General features: G+C 64.9%; 21 protein-coding genes and 1 tRNA gene. 8 read left to right on the top strand and 14 right to left on the bottom strand.

The annotated features are described in order from the left end of the window. Positions 1–71 precede the first annotated feature (71 nt). The 3 genes from NKI96_RS21975 to ilvC all read left to right on the top strand — a co-directional run bounded on the left by NKI96_RS21975 (position 72) and on the right by ilvC (position 2,382). On the top strand, positions 72–530 hold the full coding sequence (locus tag NKI96_RS21975) for a MarR family winged helix-turn-helix transcriptional regulator (protein WP_023690331.1): 459 nt from the start codon (positions 72–74) through the stop codon (positions 528–530). A gap of 143 nt (positions 531–673) precedes the next feature. Then, on the top strand, positions 674–1,339 hold the full coding sequence (locus NKI96_RS21970; protein ID WP_245270422.1) for a TetR/AcrR family transcriptional regulator: 666 nt from the start codon (positions 674–676) through the stop codon (positions 1,337–1,339). 23 nt (positions 1,340–1,362) lie between these two features. Beyond that, the gene (gene ilvC / locus NKI96_RS21965; RefSeq protein WP_013531065.1) at positions 1,363–2,382 is read left to right on the top strand and encodes a ketol-acid reductoisomerase; all 1,020 of its coding nucleotides are present in this window, start codon (positions 1,363–1,365) and stop codon (positions 2,380–2,382) included. 81 nt (positions 2,383–2,463) lie between these two features. On the opposite strand, the gene NKI96_RS21960 is transcribed toward ilvC, so the two are convergent. Together NKI96_RS21960 and NKI96_RS21955 are read right to left on the bottom strand one after the other, a co-directional pair. Then, positions 2,464–2,748 carry a PilZ domain-containing protein gene (locus tag NKI96_RS21960; protein WP_023685169.1) on the bottom strand — a complete coding sequence of 95 codons (285 nt, stop codon included), beginning with the start codon at positions 2,746–2,748 and terminating at the stop codon, positions 2,464–2,466. A 169-nt stretch (positions 2,749–2,917) separates the two neighbouring features. Further along, on the bottom strand, positions 2,918–3,511 hold the full coding sequence (locus NKI96_RS21955; RefSeq protein ID WP_023698358.1) for a BA14K family protein: 594 nt from the start codon (positions 3,509–3,511) through the stop codon (positions 2,918–2,920). 157 nt (positions 3,512–3,668) lie between these two features. Between NKI96_RS21955 and NKI96_RS21950 the strand changes: the two genes are divergently transcribed. Next, positions 3,669–4,781 carry an endonuclease/exonuclease/phosphatase family protein gene (locus NKI96_RS21950; protein ID WP_352806132.1) on the top strand — a complete coding sequence of 371 codons (1,113 nt, stop codon included), beginning with the start codon at positions 3,669–3,671 and terminating at the stop codon, positions 4,779–4,781. Between the two features lie 5 nt (positions 4,782–4,786). After that, the gene (locus NKI96_RS21945) at positions 4,787–5,506 is read left to right on the top strand and encodes an NUDIX hydrolase (RefSeq protein WP_023712689.1); all 720 of its coding nucleotides are present in this window, start codon (positions 4,787–4,789) and stop codon (positions 5,504–5,506) included. Here the strand turns inward: NKI96_RS21945 and NKI96_RS21940 are convergent. The 4 genes from NKI96_RS21940 to NKI96_RS21925 all read right to left on the bottom strand — a co-directional run bounded on the left by NKI96_RS21940 (position 5,503) and on the right by NKI96_RS21925 (position 9,084). Further along, a complete protein-coding gene (locus tag NKI96_RS21940; RefSeq protein ID WP_023690325.1) occupies positions 5,503–5,745 on the bottom strand; it encodes a hypothetical protein in 243 nt (80 codons plus the stop codon). The two genes, NKI96_RS21945 and NKI96_RS21940, sit on opposite strands and share 4 nt — an antisense overlap. Before the next feature lie 129 nt (positions 5,746–5,874). Continuing rightward, positions 5,875–7,092 carry an ABC transporter permease gene (locus tag NKI96_RS21935; RefSeq protein WP_352806129.1) on the bottom strand — a complete coding sequence of 406 codons (1,218 nt, stop codon included), beginning with the start codon at positions 7,090–7,092 and terminating at the stop codon, positions 5,875–5,877. After that, entirely contained in the window at positions 7,089–7,793 is a 705-nt protein-coding gene (locus NKI96_RS21930; protein WP_023685174.1) for an ABC transporter ATP-binding protein, read from the bottom strand. Before NKI96_RS21930 ends, NKI96_RS21935 begins: the two co-directional genes overlap by 4 nt. A 4-nt stretch (positions 7,794–7,797) precedes the next feature. Then, positions 7,798–9,084, bottom strand: coding sequence for an efflux RND transporter periplasmic adaptor subunit (locus NKI96_RS21925; protein ID WP_352806127.1), 1,287 nt, complete (start codon positions 9,082–9,084; stop codon positions 7,798–7,800). A gap of 112 nt (positions 9,085–9,196) precedes the next feature. Between NKI96_RS21925 and NKI96_RS21920 the strand changes: the two genes are divergently transcribed. From NKI96_RS21920 to NKI96_RS21910, 3 genes are all read left to right on the top strand, one after another. Beyond that, on the top strand, positions 9,197–10,105 hold the full coding sequence (locus NKI96_RS21920; RefSeq protein ID WP_352806124.1) for a PhzF family phenazine biosynthesis protein: 909 nt from the start codon (positions 9,197–9,199) through the stop codon (positions 10,103–10,105). A 343-nt stretch (positions 10,106–10,448) separates the two neighbouring features. Continuing rightward, a tRNA-Lys gene (locus NKI96_RS21915) sits at positions 10,449–10,524 on the top strand. A gap of 32 nt (positions 10,525–10,556) precedes the next feature. Continuing rightward, on the top strand, positions 10,557–10,709 hold the full coding sequence (locus NKI96_RS21910; RefSeq protein ID WP_023731248.1) for a hypothetical protein: 153 nt from the start codon (positions 10,557–10,559) through the stop codon (positions 10,707–10,709). Here the strand turns inward: NKI96_RS21910 and NKI96_RS21905 are convergent. From NKI96_RS21905 to cbiE, 8 genes are all read right to left on the bottom strand, one after another. Next, positions 10,702–10,974: a hypothetical protein gene (locus tag NKI96_RS21905; protein ID WP_155923157.1), complete on the bottom strand. Its 273-nt coding sequence runs from the start codon at positions 10,972–10,974 to the stop codon at positions 10,702–10,704. The genes NKI96_RS21910 and NKI96_RS21905 overlap by 8 nt on opposite strands. A gap of 250 nt (positions 10,975–11,224) precedes the next feature. Continuing rightward, positions 11,225–12,235, bottom strand: a complete 1,011-nt coding sequence (cobT, locus tag NKI96_RS21900; protein ID WP_352806122.1) for a nicotinate-nucleotide--dimethylbenzimidazole phosphoribosyltransferase — start codon at positions 12,233–12,235, stop codon at positions 11,225–11,227. Positions 12,236–12,259: 24 nt separating this feature from the next. After that, positions 12,260–13,027, bottom strand: coding sequence for an adenosylcobinamide-GDP ribazoletransferase (locus tag NKI96_RS21895; protein ID WP_352445529.1), 768 nt, complete (start codon positions 13,025–13,027; stop codon positions 12,260–12,262). Next, a complete protein-coding gene (locus tag NKI96_RS21890; RefSeq protein WP_352445528.1) occupies positions 13,024–14,337 on the bottom strand; it encodes a cobyrinic acid a,c-diamide synthase CobB in 1,314 nt (437 codons plus the stop codon). The genes NKI96_RS21895 and NKI96_RS21890 overlap by 4 nt, the downstream gene beginning before the upstream one ends. Further along, positions 14,334–15,140, bottom strand: a complete 807-nt coding sequence (gene cobA / locus NKI96_RS21885) for a uroporphyrinogen-III C-methyltransferase (protein WP_023746870.1) — start codon at positions 15,138–15,140, stop codon at positions 14,334–14,336. Before cobA ends, NKI96_RS21890 begins: the two co-directional genes overlap by 4 nt. Next, complete coding sequence (cobM, locus tag NKI96_RS21880; protein ID WP_352445526.1) at positions 15,130–15,900, bottom strand: precorrin-4 C(11)-methyltransferase; 771 nt, start codon at positions 15,898–15,900, stop codon at positions 15,130–15,132. The genes cobA and cobM overlap by 11 nt, the downstream gene beginning before the upstream one ends. After that, positions 15,897–16,283 carry a cobalamin biosynthesis protein gene (locus tag NKI96_RS21875; protein ID WP_023690940.1) on the bottom strand — a complete coding sequence of 129 codons (387 nt, stop codon included), beginning with the start codon at positions 16,281–16,283 and terminating at the stop codon, positions 15,897–15,899. Before NKI96_RS21875 ends, cobM begins: the two co-directional genes overlap by 4 nt. Further along, positions 16,280–17,506 (bottom strand): precorrin-6y C5,15-methyltransferase (decarboxylating) subunit CbiE, encoded by a 1,227-nt coding sequence (gene cbiE, locus NKI96_RS21870; RefSeq protein ID WP_352806118.1) that lies wholly within the window; start codon positions 17,504–17,506, stop codon positions 16,280–16,282. Before cbiE ends, NKI96_RS21875 begins: the two co-directional genes overlap by 4 nt. Positions 17,507–17,528 lie beyond the last annotated feature (22 nt).

The raw sequence follows: 17,528 nt of genomic DNA, 5'->3' as shown, positions 1-17,528 counted from the left end.
ATCGTCAAGCTTGATGCTAGTGCATCGATCGTCAAGCTTGATGCAACTGCATCTATCGCCTAGGATGGGTCATGACCAAAACAACCACGCCTTCGCCCGAAGCCGTCAAGGCCTGGGCCCGCCTGATGCGGGTTTCGCGCCAGCTCATCGAAAAGGCGGAAGAGGCTTTGAAGACCAGCGGCTTGCCGCCGCTCGACTGGTATGACGTGCTGCATGAACTCGCCGAGGCGGGTGAGGGCGGGCTGCGGCCATTCCAGCTAACCGAGCGCACACTGTTTGCGCAGTATAATATCTCGCGGCTTCTGGCGCGGCTCGAGGCCGAAGGACTGGTCGAGAAACTCAGGGTTGCCGATGACGGCCGCGGCCAGACCATCCGCATCTCGGCCAAGGGCCGTCAGACGCGGCGACGGATGTGGGCTGTCTATGGACGGTCGATTGCGGAATTGGTCGGCGCAAAACTCTCCGCGGAGGAGCTGAAGATACTGGCGAGCCTGCTTGGAGAGCTGCGCCATCCGCCCGCCGATGATTGATCCGTCAGAATCTCGTGGTTTGCTCGGCGGCTCTCACGTCGACGATTTTTCTACCGAACCCCTTGCGTCGAGCACAGGATTGCGCAATATGCCGAACCGTAACGTACGGTACGCCGTTTGAGGCGACCCGGCGACCTCATCGAATGGGCAGGAAATTGTTGCAGGCAAGGGCCGAGATCGATACCAGCGAAGTGCTGACAGAGCGGCAAAAGGCCGTCCTGGACGCGGCTTTGCGGCTGCTGGTCGAGGAGGGCGACAATCTGACCATGACGGCGGTGGCGCGCCGCGCCAGCTGCTCGAAGGAAACGCTCTACAAATGGTTCGGCGACCGCGACGGACTGCTGACGGCGACCGTGCAGTGGCAGGCATCGAAAGTGCGCGTGGTGCCGGTCGACGGTGAGCGGCTCGATCTTGCCTCGCTGACGGCAAGCCTGGAAGGCTTCGCCTCGGACTGGCTGAAGGTGATTTCGAGCGATACCTCGATCGCGCTGAACCGCGTCGCGATCGGCCATGCCGGATCCGGAAAGGACGATCTCGGCGCGATCGTGCTGGAGAATGGCCGTTTCGCGCTGGCCAGACGGTTGAAGCCGGTGCTGCTTGCCGGCAAGCAGGCCGGGCTGCTCGACTTTACGGACGCCGAAATGGCGTTCCGGACCTTTTTCGGGCTGGTCGCCCGCGACGTGCAGATCCGTCTGCTGCTCGGCGACAGGCTGGAATTGACTGAAGCGGCGATCGGCGGCGATGCCGCCCGGGCGACGCAGCAGTTTCTCGCTCTTTATGGAGCAAAAACCGGGCCGCAAGGCCTCTAATCTCTGTGGGAAGGAAGCAAAAGATGCGTGTCTATTACGATCGCGACGCCGATCTCAATCTGATCAAGGGCAAGAAGGTCGCCATTATCGGCTATGGCAGCCAGGGCCGGGCGCACGCGCTCAACCTCAAGGATTCCGGCGCCAAGGAAATCGCCATCGGCCTCAAGGCGGGATCGGCGACCGCCAAGAAGGTCGAGGCTGACGGGCTCAAGGTGATGAGCGTGGCGGACGCTGCCAAATGGGCCGATTTGATGATGATGGCGACGCCTGACGAATTGCAGGCCGACATCTACAAAAACGAAATCGCGCCAAACATTCGTGACGGCGCCGCGATTGCCTTCGCGCACGGCCTCAACGTGCATTTCGGCCTCATCGAGCCGAAGTCGACCGTCGATGTCGTCATGATCGCGCCGAAAGGCCCCGGCCACACGGTGCGCGGCGAATACCAGAAGGGCGGCGGCGTGCCGTGCCTGGTCGCCGTCAACCAGGATGCTTCCGGCAACGCGCTCGATCTCGCTCTGTCCTACGCCTGCGGCGTCGGCGGCGGCCGTTCGGGCATCATCGAGACCAATTTCCGCGAGGAATGCGAGACCGATCTGTTCGGCGAGCAGGTCGTGCTCTGCGGCGGCCTGGTCGAACTGATCCGCGCCGGTTTTGAGACGCTGGTGGAAGCCGGCTATGCGCCCGAAATGGCCTATTTCGAGTGCCTGCACGAGGTCAAGCTGATCGTCGACCTGATTTATGAAGGCGGCATCGCCAACATGAACTACTCGATCTCGAACACCGCCGAATGGGGCGAATATGTCTCGGGCCCGCGCATCATCACCGCCGAGACCAAGGCCGAGATGAAGCGCGTGCTGAAGGACATCCAGACCGGTAAGTTCACCTCGGAATGGATGCAGGAATACCGCGCCGGCATGTCGCGCTTCAAAGGCATCCGCCGCAACAATGACAGCCACCAGATCGAGGAAGTCGGCGCCAAGCTGCGCGCCATGATGCCCTGGATTTCCAAGAACAAGCTGGTCGACAAGGCCAAGAACTAACCCGCAGTCGTCGGGATTGGGAGCAAAGAGCCGGCGGAGCGATCCGCCGGCTCTTTCATGCCGGTTTATCGATCAGGATACTCAGCCATAGTGCCAATGGGGCTTCGGCTCGGTGCCGGTGAACTCGACGCCGATGCGGTCGTCGCGGCGCCAGCGCACGATGGCCTTGTAGCCGATGCCGTCGACCGGCACATAGAGCAGGAACTCGTCCGGGACGCGCGCGTCTATAGACACTTTCAGCTCGGCGCCGCCGGCATGCATGTTGCGCACCGTGCACTTGACCTCGGAATTGGTGAGGCCGGTCAGAATCGTCGCGCCTTTCAGCACGCGCTGCCGGTGTTTGTTTCGCAATTCGTTGTCGGCCATGACGGCACGTCCTTCGCGACCGGATCGGCGCGATCGTCAGATGGGGCACGATATCACGGATAGGCTGAGCCGATAAACATATGGTTAGCGGTGACCGAGACCAGCCGTCTTTCCCAAATGAAAACGGCGCCGCGATGGGGCGGCGCCGTCGTGTATTGTCGTTTATAGTTCAGCTGTAGGGCGACCAGCATTGCTGGCGCGGGCCACCATAGGGCTGGAACGTGTTGTCCCAGGCCCGGTAGGACCGATAGCGGTCGTAGCACCACTGGACATGGGCGCTGGACAGACGCTGCGTGCGGTAATAGCGGCGGGGCGCCGGCTGCACGTAATAGCCGTCATTGTAATAGCCGTTGTTGTAGTAGCCGTTGTTGTAGATGCTGCCGAGGCCGAGACCCAGGCCGAGGCCGAGAACTGCTGCGGCGCCGCTGTCAAAATCACGGCCGCGATGGTGACGGTGATGGCGCCAGCGCCAGTTGTCGCCGCCGTTCCAGTTGCCGCCATTCCAGTTGCCGTTGTTCCAGTTGCCTGACCGGGCAAAGTGACGGCCGTCGTGGCGGCGCCACTGCCAATCGTTGAAGGAGCGGCGGTCATTGCCGCCCGCCCAGCTGTCGCGAACCGGTGTGATGTCAGACAATGCGGTGCTTGTCGGCACCGCCAGGTTTGGCTGCAGGATCGGGCCGGCGGCGGATGGCGCCGTGAGACCCGAGAAAAGACCGAGCGCTAACAGCCCGGATTTGACTGTGGACGAAAAGAGCGAGCTCATTGCACTCTCCAAGTGATACAGGCCCCACGCCCGGATACCCCAGGGAAGTGGCCTATTGATGGACCTTGGCGTCTGAACGGAGGATGAACAGAAAGGTTCCATCAGCCATGACAAGCAGCCCTTGTTTTCATGGGCGCTTGCAGGCAAAGGTCAGTCCATGTCGCTGCGCCTCGCCACTTTCAATGTCGAAAACCTGATGAACAGGTTCGATTTCTCGGGCTTCCGCAACCAGCTCAACGAAGACCGCACGCTGGCGCTTTTCGACATCCAGAGCGAAGCCGAATACCGGATGCTGGAGCAGGCGCGCGCCATCGCGCAATCCGACGATACGCGCCAGTTGACCGCGCTCGCCATTGCCGCCACCCGTGCGGACATCATCTGCATGCAGGAGGTCGACAACATCGAGGCGCTGAAGGCCTTCGAGTACGGCTATCTCTTCAAGATGGTGGGCGAGGGTTACCGGCAGAAATACACCACCGCCGGCAATGATTCGCGCGGCATCGACGTTGCCGTGATGATGCGCAACGAGACCGCGCAAGGTCAGCCGATCGAGTTCGTGCGAATGACCAGCCATGCCTATGTCACGTTCGAGCAGTTCGGATTGCACACGCCTGAACTCGAGGCGCTCGGCAACCTGGCCAATGAACGCATCTTCCGGCGCGACTGCCTGGAGGTCGACATCAAGGTCGGCGGCGTGCCGCTGACGCTTTACCTCGTCCATTTCAAATCGATGGGCTCGCCGCGCAATGGGCTCGACGGCCGCGAGGCGACGATGCCGGTGCGCATCGCCGAGGCGCAAGCGGTGCGCCGCATTATCGAGGAGCGCTTCGGCAAAGAGCACGCAGCCGACAAAAACTGGGCGATCTGCGGCGACATGAACGACTACCGGCAGCGGGTGAAGATCGAGGGCGACGCTATCGACGGCTACCGCTTCCAGGTGATCGACGAGAGCCAGTCCTGTATCGATGTGCTCACCGCCGGCGGCTTTTGCGAGAATGTCGTCGAACGCCGGCCGGAGATGGACCGCTGGAGTTTCTACCACACGCGCGGGCCGAAGGAGCGGCATCTGTGCCAGCTCGACTACATCCTGCTGTCGAAAGGGCTGGCGGCGAAGAATGCGACGGCGGTTCCCGACATCATCCGCAACGGCCAGCCCTGGCGCACCATCTTTCCGGCCGGACAGGCGGTGGAGCGCTTTCCGCGCGCCGGCTGGGACCGGCCGAAGGCGTCGGACCATTGTCCCGTCGCAATTACCCTGGACATGGCTTGAGCACGGTGAGCTTCGACCTGCCGCGCAACGTCATCCTGCCCGTCGACGAAATCGACGTCCGGCTCGACCCCGGCCCGCATCCGTTCGAGCGCGACAACGCGCAGGCGATCACTGACAACTGGCGGCGCGAGGTCACGGCCAATCCGGCGTTGTTCGACGGCACGGTGGTGCTGCTCTCGGCGCTCGCCTGGCGCGACAAGCGGATCGTCGGGCGTTGTCACGCGGTGAAGTACTCGACCTTCCTGCTGTGGCGAAAGAACCGGCAGGGGACGGGCGCCGAGCATGCCTATGGCCACGCCATGCTGGTCGCCGGCGACAACGCCCTGGTGGCGATCCGCATGGGCGCGCACACGGTCCCGGCCGGCAGTGTCTACTTCGCTGCCGGCTCGTTCGAGCCGATCGATTTTCGCGATGGCCGCGTCGATGTCGATTTCAACATGATCCGTGAAGTGCGCGAGGAGACCGGGCTTGACCTGACAGGCGCTGCGCGCGGCAAGCGCTACCATGCGCTGTCGACTTCGACCGGCACGGTCCTCTTCCGCCGCTACCACGTCGATGCGCCGGCCGACGAGGTTGCGCGGCGCATCGGCGCCTTCGTCGCGACCGAGACCGAGCCGGAGATCGAGGGGCCGGTGATCATCCGCCACGCCGCCGACCTGCCGGAAGGGCTGGCACCGCATATGAAGCCGCTGGTCGAGTGGCATTTTGGCGGTGGCGGGGGCTAACGGCGCGGATTGTTCTGCGCCGCCTTGCGGTCGTTGCGGGCGGCGACGAGGAACAGGATAACGCCGATGCCCAGCAATCCACCCATGACCATGCCCATCGTCTGGCCGACGACTGCCTGAAAATCGGCGGTGACACGATCGGGATTGGCCATGCCGTAGCGGGCGAGATACCACCAAAGTCCCGCAAGGGCGCCTTCGATGATCACCATCGTCAGAATCAGCCGCGCCTTCTTGCTCATTGCAACTCCTTGACTAGATGCTTTGCTCTAAAATTAGCATCGCAGACCGGACGACAACAAGTATTGCCGATGTCGACAAGCACCCATCCTTGTGGATAGCGGTTGGTTGCGGTGGAGCTGATCTGGCGCTTATTCGTGGCGCAGCGCGTCGATCGGGTCGAGCCTGGCGCCGCGCAGCGCCGGGAAGAAGCCGAACACCATGCCGATCAGCGCCGAAAAACCGACGGCGAGCAGGATGACCGCCGGGCTCGGCGCAAACGGTATGGCCAGCGTTGCCGAGGCGAGGCCGGCCAGCGCCAGGCCGATCAGGATGCCGATAATGCCGCCGAGCAGCGACAGCACCGTCGCCTCGACCAGGAACTGGATGAGGATGTGCTTTTCATGCGCGCCGATGGCGAGCCTGATGCCGATCTCGCGGGTGCGCTCAGTGACCGAGACCAGCATGATGTTCATGATCCCGATGCCGCCGACCAGCAGGCTGACGCCCGCGACGGCGCCCAGCATGCCGGTCATGGTGGTGGTGGCGCTGGCCATGGCGTCGGCGATCTGGGTCATGTCGCGGATCGAGAAATCGTCTTCGCGGTCCGGCGTGATGCGGCGGGTGTCGCGCAAAATGTCCTCGACTCGCGGCTGCAATTCGGTGGTCGGCGTGCGGTCGTCGGCGACGACGTAGATGTTGTCGATGTCGCGGTTGCCGGCGATGCGGCGCTGATAGGCGGCAAGCGGCATCAAGACGACATTGTCCTGGTCCTGGCCGAAGCCGGTATAGCCCTTGGGTTCGAGCAGGCCGATGATCTTGCACGAGGTGCGGTTGACGCGGATGATCTCGCCCTCGGGTTCGCCGGCGCCGAAGAATTGCTGGCGCACCGTCTCGCCGATCAGGCAGACGCCGGTGCCCGAGCGTGTCTCCGAATCGCTGAATGGGCGGCCCGACACCAGCTTCCAGTCGCGGGCGTCGAGATAGGCGCTGTCGGTGCCGGTGACGCCCGAGGTCAGGCTCTCGGTGCCGAAGATGACGCGGACTTGTTTCTGCGACGCCGGCGCGATGGCGCGCGCACCGGTCAGATGCGCGACGAGGGCGGCTACATCCTTGTCGGCCAGAGGCCGTACCGCCTGGTCGAGCCCGCCTGGTCCGCCAGTGCCTGCCGGGCGGCCGGAACGGACGACGAGCAGGTTCGAGCCGAGCTTGGCGATGTCCGACTTGACCTTGGCGGTGGTGCCGGAGCCGATGGTCAGCATGGCGATGACGGCGGCGACACCGATGACGATGCCGAGCAGCGTCAGGAACGAGCGCAGCACATTGCGGCGGATGGAGCGCAGAGAGAGGCGGACGGTTTCCCAGATCATGACGCCAACTCCGACTTGGCCGTGTCGGACGCGACGTGGCCGTCGAGGAAGCGGATGGTGCGCTCGGCATAATCGGCGACATCGGCCTCGTGGGTGACCATGGCGATGGTCAAGCCGAGCTCCCGGTTCAGCCGCGTCAACAGCTCCATGATCTCATGCGTGCGGGCGGTGTCGAGATTGCCGGTCGGCTCGTCGGCGACGAGCAGCGTCGGCCTGGTGACGATGGCGCGCGCGATCGCCACGCGCTGTTGCTGACCACCGGAGAGTTCGGCCGGCGTGTGATGTTCGCGCCCGACCAGGCCGACCTCCGCCAGCGCCTGCATGGCAAGATCGCGGCGCTCGCGGGCCGGCGCGCCGCGATAGATCAGCGGCAGCTCGACATTTTCCGCCGCCGTGGTGCGCGGCAACAGATTGTAACCCTGGAAGACGAAGCCGATATAGAGATTGCGCAGAAGCGCCCGGCGGTTGCGGTCGAGCCGCCCGGCGTCGATGCCCATGAAGGAGTAGGTTCCGGCCGTCGGCGTGTCGAGGCAACCGATGATGTTCATCGCGGTCGATTTGCCCGAACCGGACGGGCCCATGATGGCGACGAATTCGCCACGCTGGATGGCGAGGTCGACGCCGGCCAGCGCATGGACCTTGGCTTCGCCCTGGCCATAGCTCTTCCAGACCGTGTCGAAACCGATGAGGCCCGCGGCCATGGCGTCAGCTCCGCAGCTGCGAGGTCGTGATAACCTCTGCACCTTCATCCAGCCCGGAGGTGATCTCGGTCAGTTCGCCGTCGGTGGAGCCGATCTTGACGTTGACCGGGTGCGGCCGGCCGTTCTCCAGCACATAGAGCGTGCGTGAGCCGTCGGTGGGCGCCTTCACCGGCTGGCGGCGGTTGCCGCCACGACCCATGCGGCCGGTGAACAGATCGCTGAGGCTCCACGTGCGGGCAGCAGGTGCCGATGGCCGATAGCGAAACGCTGTTGAAGGCACGGTGAGCACGCTCTTGGCCTGCCTGGTGACGACCGAAACCGTGGCGGTCATGCCGGGCCGCAGCAAAAGCTCGTTATTGTCGACTTCCAACCGTGCATTGTAGGTGACGACGCCGTCGGTGGTGACCGAGGCGTAGGAGATGTCGCGGATCTCGGCGTCGAACGGCCGCTCCGGAAAGGCATCGACGGTGAAGCGTGCATGCTGGCCTGGTTTGACCGCGCCGATATCGGCCTCGTCGACCGCCGCCACCAATTCCATGTTCCTCAAATCGGCGGCGATGATGAACAGAACCGGCGCCTGCAGCGAGGAGGCGACCGTCTGGCCGGGGTCGACGGAACGCGTCAAGACGATGCCGTCGATCGGCGCATAGATGGTGCTCTTGGCAAGGTCGGTCTGCTGCGCCTTGAGATCGGCCTGGGCGATGGCGAGATTGGCCTGCGCACTATCGAGCGCCGCCTTGGAGCGGTCGCGCGTGGCAGTCGCCGCCTCGAGCGACTGATCGGTCGCCATGCCACGCCTGGTCAGTTCGGCCGCGCGGGTGAGGGCGCTTTCGTTCTCCTTCAGGGTTACCGTGGCGTCCTCGACATTGGCGGCAGCGGCCTTGGCCGAGGCTTCGGCGCGTTCGATCTGGACCTCGAGTTTCACCGTGTCGAGCGTCGCCAGCACGTCGCCCTTCTTGACCTGCTGGTTCTCTTCGGCCGAGACCGAGCGGATGATACCGGACAGCTCGCTTGAAATGTCGACCTGGGTGAGGGGCTGCAGCGTGCCGGTCGCCGAAAACGCGACGGTGAGGTCAGCAATGGTAGCCGGCGTGGTGGTGTAGTCGATCTTGGCCGGGGAGCCGGCAAACCACTGGTAGCCAGCCAACCCGGCGGCAAGTGCGATCAGCGCCAGCAGCGCGTAAAGCCAGCCCCGGCGGCGCGTCTTGCGCACGCCGCTCTGATCAAGCCCGAGCGCCGCCTCGATGGCGGAATCCGATTCCGTCTTTGGCAGATTGACAAGCTGGTCCACGCCGGACCCCTATGAAAGCGTAATGTCCCTATAGGTGGACAGATCAGGCTTGGTGGTTCGAATATCAAATTAAATTTCGGCCATGTTCGGATTGAGGCGGAAGGTTTCCAAGATGCAGATGCGCAATTACTTGCTTTACGATGTGTTTACGACGGAACGGCTGGCCGGCAATCCGCTGGCCGTCGTGCTCGACAGCCAAGGGCTGGATACAGCCGCCATGCAGGCCATTGCGCGCGAGTTCAACCTGTCCGAATCGGTCTTCGTACTGCCGCCGGACAATCCAAAACATCGCAACCGCATCCGCATTTTCACGCCCGACTATGAGATGCCGTTCGCCGGACATCCGACCGTTGGCGCCGCGATCGCGCTGGCCGAACTGACAGGCGAGGGCGAAGCCGGCATCTTCGTGCTGGAGGAGAATATCGGCCCGGTGCGCTGCGCCGTCAGCCGGCACGATGGCGCCACCTTTGCCGAGTTCGACCTGGCGAAGCTGCCGGAGCCGCTGAAGCTCGATGCCGACCCGGAGGCGATCGGCGCCGCCCTCGGGCTGGCGCCGCACGAGATCGGCTTCGAGAATCACCTGGTGTCGTTCTGGTCGGCAGGCGTGCCTTACGTCACCATTCCGGTTGCCAATCTGGAGGCTGCCGGCCGGATCAAGCTCGACAACCAGGCCTGGTCGGAACTGGCGCCGCGCAAGAGCGAATGGGCCTTCGCCAGCCCGTATGTCTATTGCCGCCAGACGGTGAACCATGACAGCGCCTTCCATGTCCGCATGATCGTGCCGGGCACGCCGTCCTATGAAGACCCGGCGACCGGGTCGGCGGCGGCGGCCTTTGCCGGCGCCATCATGCAGTTCGATGGCCCGACCGACGGCATTTCGCAGCTGTGGATCGAGCAGGGGCTGGAGATGGGCCGGCCATCGCGTATCCGGCTCGAACTCACTGTCGAGGGCGGAAAACTGGCCTCGGCGCGCATCGGCGGCCATGCCATCAAGGTGGCGGAAGGCAAGCTGTTCGTTTGAGCCCGTGGCTGAGATCGTCGCTGTCGGCGATCCTTCACGCCCCCCTCTGTCCTGCCGGACATCTCCCCCACGAGGGGGGAGATCGGATGTCGCATTGGCTTTCGCCAATCTCCAACGCCGAAAGACAGGCGAAACGGCAAGGCTGCCAATCTCCCCCCAAGTGGGGGAGATGCCCGGCAGGGCAGAGGGGGGCGCTGTCCCGCCGACGACTCTGGTTTTTGCTTCGCTGCAACACTCGAAACCGAAGCCCGGAGCGATTTGTCGGGAAATGATTCCGGCAGGGCTGGACAGGACCGGTATCGGCGGCTATATGCCCGCCAACGCCGGTTTTTGCCGGCCGAGTGGGTGCGTAGCTCAGTTGGTAGAGCAGCTGACTCTTAATCAGCGGGTCCACAGTTCAATCCTGTGCGCACCCACCAAATTTCTAGAAAAGTTGGTGGAAGACCTTGGAATGCCGGACGCGTTGACGCGCCTCGACATGCCTCAATCATGGGGCAGGTTTGCCTTAAACTCGGCGGCCGGTAAGCCGGTGCGCTATTTGGCGAAGGAGGGAAGGCCGCGCTGGATCAAGAAAGGCCCGGAAGCCGAAGCCGCCATCAATTAAAGCCAGTTTGAAACCACGGACTGGTGTCATACCCTAAGCGCGGATTATAATGATCCAGGAAGTTTTCGGCCCTATTTGACGGTCGCGCAACCACGGTGCCTGTCGATTTGCAATCCGGTTTCGCGGTCGGCTTGCTGCCAGCCTTCTTATGAGCTGTAGAACACGAGGTTGTAGCCTGAGCGGTGGCCACCTTTTTCTTCTCTTTCGCAACAGCTGCTCCGGTAACGGCCAATACTATTGCTACGCCAAAGACAACGAGTTTCATTGAAAACGCCCTCACCCTGCACAATCCGTAATGATTGCGCCTGGTCACCGTTACGTCAATCACATTTTGTCGGCAACGGCGGCGAATAGTGCCAGTAAAAAGAGCCTACCACAGAAGCAGCGGGCCAACCCCCAGGTGGGGAATCTTTCAGCGGCCGTGCTGTTCGAGCCACCAGCCCGGAATGCCAGTGACCGGCCCGACGATGGTCAGTGAAGGTTCGGGCCGGCGCCCTCCCGTCAAATCGCTCTAGCTACTTCTCCGACACGCCAGCCTCGGCAAAACTCGCCATCCTCGCATGGCATTCCAGTGCCGAGCGGACGATGTTGACGGCGAGGCAGGCGCCCGAGCCTTCGCCGAGCCGCATGCCGAGGTCGAGCAGCGGCGGCAGGCCGAGCGCTTCGAGCAGGCGGCGGTGGCCGGATTCGGCTGAGACATGGGCGGCGATGGTGTGGGCAAGGCCGTTGGGGTGCAGCCGCGCCAGGGGTGCTGCGGCGGCCGTGCAGACGAAGCCGTCGAGCAGCACCGGGACGTTCTTGCGGCGGGCGGCGAGCGTGGCGCCGAAGATGGCGGCGAGTTCGCGGCCGCCAAGGGCGGCGGCGATCTTCAGCGGGTCGGACAGCGCGTCGGCATGGCGCTTAAGGCCGGATTCAATGGCGGTGACCTTGCGCTTCAGCCCGGCATCGTCGACGCCGGTGCCGCGCCCGGTCCATTTTTCAGCGCCGCCGCCGAACAGGGCGGTCGAGATGGCGGCCGCCGGCGTGGTGTTGCCGATGCCCATCTCGCCGAAACAGACGAGGTCGAGGTCGTTCGTCACCGCGTCATAGCCAGCCGAGACGGCGGCGAGGAAGTTTTTTTCGTCCATTGCCGGCACGTCAGTGAAGTCGCCTGTCGGATGATCGAGATGGAGCGGGATGACGTCGAGTTCCGCGCCGGCGATGCGGGCAAGCTGGTTGATGGCGGCGCCGCCGCCGGCAAAATTCGCCAACATCTGCACGGTCACTTCCGACGGGAAGGCCGACACGCCCTGCGCGGTGACGCCGTGATTGCCGGCGAACACGAAGACTTTGACGCGATCGAGTTTCGGCATGTCGCGGCCCTGCCAGCGTGCCAGCCAGGCGGCGAGGGTTTCCAGCCGGCCCAGGCTGCCTTGCGGCTTCGTCAGCGTGTCCTGGCGGCGGGCGACTGCATTGGCGGCGGTATCGCTGCCGGCAGGCAGATCGAAACAGGCGGCGCGCAGTTCATCGAATGATTTGAAGGGCATGGGGAAGGAATCTCCGGGGAAGAATCAGGACAGGGAAATGGAAGCGACGAGCAGGACAGTGATCTCGCCCAACTGCTGCAGGGCGCCGATCGTGTCACCGGTGTGGCCGCCAATCTGGTTGAGGCAGAGCGCGCGCAAGGCGCTGAACACGAGAGCGAGCAGGATCAGTGCGGCAAAGGCGCCGCCGAGCCCCAGAGTCAGAAGCGGGATGGCCCCGAGCACGGCGCCGAGAACAGCTGTCTGGGTCGAGACGGTCCCGGCGCCGGCAGACAGGCCGTCACTGCGCGCCGCCGGCGCCAAATGCATGAACGCGCCGAGCAGGCCGCGCGATGCGGCGTGGGCGGCGATCAGCGCGAAGAGCACGCCTGTCGGATTGGCCAGTTGCGACAGCGCGCTCCAGCGGATGAGCATCGACAGGCCAAGAGCTGCTGCGCCATAGGCGCCGATGCGGCTGTCGCGCATGATCTCCAGTTTTTTATCGCGTGTCTTGCCGCCGCCAAAGCCATCTGCGACATCCGACAGCCCGTCCTCATGCAGGCAGCCCGTGGCGAGCAGGGTTGCTGCAAGCGCAAGGGCTGCTGCCGGGCCGGGGGCGAGGCCGAGCTGTACGCCCGCGGCGTAGACGACAGCACCAGCCACAGCGACGGCGAGGCCGGCGACAGGCGCCGCCCAGATCGCATCGGCCAGGCTGCGGCCACGAAGGTCGAAGACCGGCAGCGGCAGCCGGGTGAAGAAGACGAGGCAAAGCGCGACGTCGTCGAGCGCTTGCCGGGGCGAGGGCACGGAGGTCATGCACCCCTCGCAATGGCGTGGAAGAAGGTGCCGCTGACATGGCCGCGGCGATAGCCGGAGGCGCCGAGCGGATTGCCCTGGCCGTCGGCGAGATCGGCCAACGGCTCGTCATTGCCGGTGGCGATCATCTGCGCATAGTGGAATTCATGGCCACGGATCAGCGCGCCTTGCGGCCCCAGCGGACAGGCGACGCGCAGGCGTGCCTCGCGGTAGCCGAGGTTCATCTTGCGCTTGGCAAAGCTGGTGGAATGGCCGAGCAGGCCAAGCATGGCGTGCGTCTCGCCGGCCGCGTCCTCCAGCGCTTCGCCCAGCACCATGAAGCCGCCGCACTCGCCATGGATCGGCTTGGTCTCGGCAAACCTGGCCATGCCAGCTCGGAAATTGGTCGCCGCCGCGAGGCGGCCGGAGTGGAGCTCGGGATAGCCGCCGGGCAGCCAGCAGACATCGCAATTCTGCGCCGGTGCTTCGTCGGCGAGCGGCGAGAACGGCACGAGCTCGGCGCCGGCCTGACGCCAGTGGGCGGCGACATGCGGATAGAGGAAGGTGAAGGCGGCATCTTCGGCGAGTGCGATGCGCTGGCCGGGCGGCTGCAAGGCATTTTCGAAACTGCCCGGTGACGGCGAAAACGGCGCGGCCAGCGCCATGATGGCGTCAAGGTCGAGGGATTTCTCGACCATGTCGGCGAGGCGGTCGAGATGCGTCATCAGGTCGGCATATTCGCCGGCCTGGACGAGGCCGAGATGGCGCTCCGGCAAATTGAGCGTGGGATCGCGCAGGATGGCACCGACGACCGGCAGGCCGAGCGTTTCGATCGCCTCGCTGCACAGCTTGCGGTGCCGCTCGCTGCCGAGACGGTTGAGCACGATTCCGGCCATGCGCACATCCGGGTCGTAGGTGGCAAAACCCTTCGCGACGGCGGCCGCCGTCGTCGACTGTCCCGAGACGTCGAGCACCAAAAGCACCGGCAGGTGGTAGAGCCGCGCCAGATCGGCGGCCGAGCCGGTGCGGCCTTGTCCGGCCGGGATGCCGTCGAACAGGCCCATGGCGCTTTCGAGGAAGATAAAATCGGCGTCCTCGGTGGCATTGCCGGCCAACGCGTTGAGCAGGTCAGGCGACATCGCCCAGCTGTCCAGGTTGACGCCGGACAGGCCAGTGGCGGCGGTATGAAAACCCGGATCGATATAGTCGGGGCCGGACTTGGCGCCGCGCACCTTGATGCCGCGCCGGGCGAGCGCGCGCAAAATGCCGATGGTGACGCTGGTCTTGCCGGAGCCGGAACGCGGCGCGCCGATGATGATGGCGCGGGTCATGCGTTACCCGCCAGTGCTGCGCGCATGGCGACGATGCCGCCGACGACAATGAGGGCCGGCGAGGCCAATTCCGCCGCGGCGGCCGCTTCGGAAATGGTGGCGAGTGTCGCGACGACGGTCCGCTCCTGCGGTGTCGTCGCCGAAACGATGACAGCCGCCGGCGTCGACGGCGCCAGCCCGCCTTCGAGCAGCGACGCGGCGATAACAGGCAGATTGGCCATGCCCATATAGATGACCACCGGCTGGCCGGTGCGGGCGATCGCGCCCCAGTCGAGATCGTCATCTGTGCCGGCGGCATGACCTGTCGCCAGGATGATCGCCTTGTTGATGCCGCGCATGGTTGCGGGAATGCCGGTGGCGGCCAGCGCGCTCAGCCCCGATGTCAGGCCGGGCAGGACGCGGAACGGGATTTTTTCGCGCGCCAGCGCCAGCGCCTCTTCGCCGCCACGGCCGAAAATATAGGGATCGCCACCCTTCAGCCTGATGACGCGGCGGCCATCGCGCGCCAGCCGCACCAGCAAAGCGGTGATGTCGTCCTGCTTCATCGACGGCTTGCCGCCGCGCTTTCCCGCAAAGAACAGCTGGGCATTGTCCGCAACGGCGACAACGTCAGAGGAGACCAGCGCGTCATAGACCACAGCGTCGGCCTCGGCCAATGCCGCCAGCACTTCCAGCGTCAGGCAGCCGGGATCGCCGGGGCCGGCGCCGGCCAGCCAGACATGGCCCGGCTCAAGCCGGCGCGGCTTGAAGTTCAGCCGGGCAAGGGCCTGTTCGAGCGTGGTGTTTTCGCTTTTACCGCTCACAATCCGTCCGTCCCCGGAAACGCCGCTGATAGTGGGCGTCGTACAATGAACTCTCGCCAAAACCTTCCGCTGCCAGCGAGCGGCCGACGAAGATGATCGCCGTGCGCTCCATCGGGTCGGCGGCGAGCAGTGCCTCGATCGTGGCGAGCGTGCCGGTCAGCACGCGCTCGTCCGGCCATGAAGCGCGAAAGACGATCGCCACCGGGCAATCGCCGCCATAATGCGGCGACAATTCGGCGACGACTCGGTCGATGGCGTGGATGGCGAGATGAATGGCCATCGTCGCGCCGGTGCGGCCGAAGCCGGCCAGCGTTTCGCCCGGCGGCATTTTCGAGGCGCGGCCGGAGACGCGGGTCAGCACCAGGCTTTGCGCCACCTCGGGAATGGTCAGTTCGCGGCGAAGGGCTGCGGCTGCGGCGGCGAAAGAGGGAACGCCCGGCGTCAGCGTGTAGGGGATGCCGTGCTTTTCCAGCCGGCGGATCTGCTCGGCAACCGCACTCCACACCGAGAGATCGCCGGAATGCAGTCGGGCGATGTCATGGCCGGCCTGATGGGCTTCCAGATACGCGGCCTCGATCTCGTCGAGCGACATGGGCGCGGTGTCGATCAGTTTTGTGCCAGGCGCGCAGTGCTGCAGCAATTCCGGCGCGACGATCGAGCCGGCATGCAGACAGACCGGGCAGCTTGCCAGCAGCTTGGCGCCGCGCAGTGTCATGAGGTCGGCGGCACCGGGACCGGCGCCGATGAAATGCACGGTCATGGCGCGTCTCCGCTGATGGCGATGGCGCAGGTGACCGGGCCGAGCACGGTGCGTGGACCAAGCAGCTTTGCACCGGGGCCGGCAACGGCAAGGGCGGAGGCTTCTGAGACTGAGGGTGTGCCGGCGAGATCCTGCGAGAGATCGGATTTGCTGAGTGCCTCCGACGAGACGGCCTGAAGTGCTGCGTCATCAACGATGATGACGGGAAGGTTGAGCGTGCGGCCAGCGGCAGAGATCGCTTCTTCGTCTTTCTTGAGCGCGGCGGTGGCCAAGGCCGACAGCGCCGTTATCGCCAGCCCGTGCGCTTCGAGGGCGGTTTCGATCGCCGCGAGCACGTCTTCGACGCTCACGCCCTTCCGGCTGCCGATGCCCGCCACCATCATGGCTTCACCCAGCTCCACTGGGTGACCGGCATGGCCGGGCGCCAGGCCTGCATCGAACCGACAGGAGAAGCGCGGGAAATGGTGATGCGGGTAAGGTCGCCGCCGCGCTTGATGTGCTCCGCGAGAAGCAGCGCCTCCATCTCCAGCGTCACCGCATTAGCAACGAGACGGCCACGGGATGGCAGCAACTTGATGGCGGCGTTCAGTAAGCCGGCGTCGCTGCCACCTCCGCCGATGAAGATCGCATCCGGCGTGTCCAGCCCGGCCAGTGCCTTGGGCGCCGACCCTTCCACCACGACAAGACCGGGCACGCCGCAATGCGTGGCGTTGCGGACGATGCGGGCGGCGCGGTCGCTGTTGGCCTCGATGGCAATGGCGCGCATCGAGGGATGGGCGAGCATCCATTCGATGCCGATGGAGCCGGAACCGGCGCCGATGTCCCACAGCAATTCGCCACGCCTCGGCGCCAGCGCCGCAAGCGTGATGGCGCGGATGTCGTGCTTGGTGATCTGGCCGTCGTGCTCGAACAGATGGTCGGCGCGGCCAACGGTCAGCGGCAGGATGCGGGCCTCTTGTGTCGATTCAAGCTCAAGCGCCAGCACGTTGAGCGGATTGATGTCTCTGAGATCGAAAGCGTCGGCACGTGCCGAGCGAAGCTTCTCGTTCGGTCCGCCCAGCGCTTCCAGAACGGTCAGCCGCGAACCGCCGAAGTCGAGCTCTACGAGCAGGCGCGCTATTGTCGCTGGTGCGTCGCCGTCCGATGTCAGCGCCAGGATGCGCGCCCTGGGATGCAGCAGCGGCCGGATCAGATCGAGTGGGCGGCCATGCAGCGAGATCGTCTCGATGTCCTGCAACGCCCAGCCGAGCCGGGCGGCAGCCAGCGAAATCGCCGATGGCGCGGGGATAACATGCATTTGCCCAGGCTTCACCTTGCGGGCAAGCGTAGCGCCGACACCATGGAAGAACGGATCGCCGGAGGCGAGCACGCAGACCTGCCGGCCGGCCAGCGCCAGCACGTCTGCCATGCCGGCATCGAAAGGAACCGGCCAGGCGCGCGCCTCGCCCTTGGCCAGGGAGGCCACCAGCGCCAGATGCCGCTTGCCGCCGAAGACGAATTCGGCCTCGGCGATCAACCGCTTGGCCTTGTCGCCGAGACCCGCTAAACCGTCCTCGCCGATGCCGATGATTGTAAGCCATTTTGGCGTGGGCTGTTTTTTTGACATGTCGCGCCGCCCCTCATCCGCC

It is taken from the genome of Mesorhizobium sp. M0292, assembly GCF_040321695.1.
In the GTDB taxonomy this organism is placed as follows: domain Bacteria; phylum Pseudomonadota; class Alphaproteobacteria; order Rhizobiales; family Rhizobiaceae; genus Mesorhizobium.
This window is presented reverse-complemented; position numbering and strand designations above follow the sequence as displayed.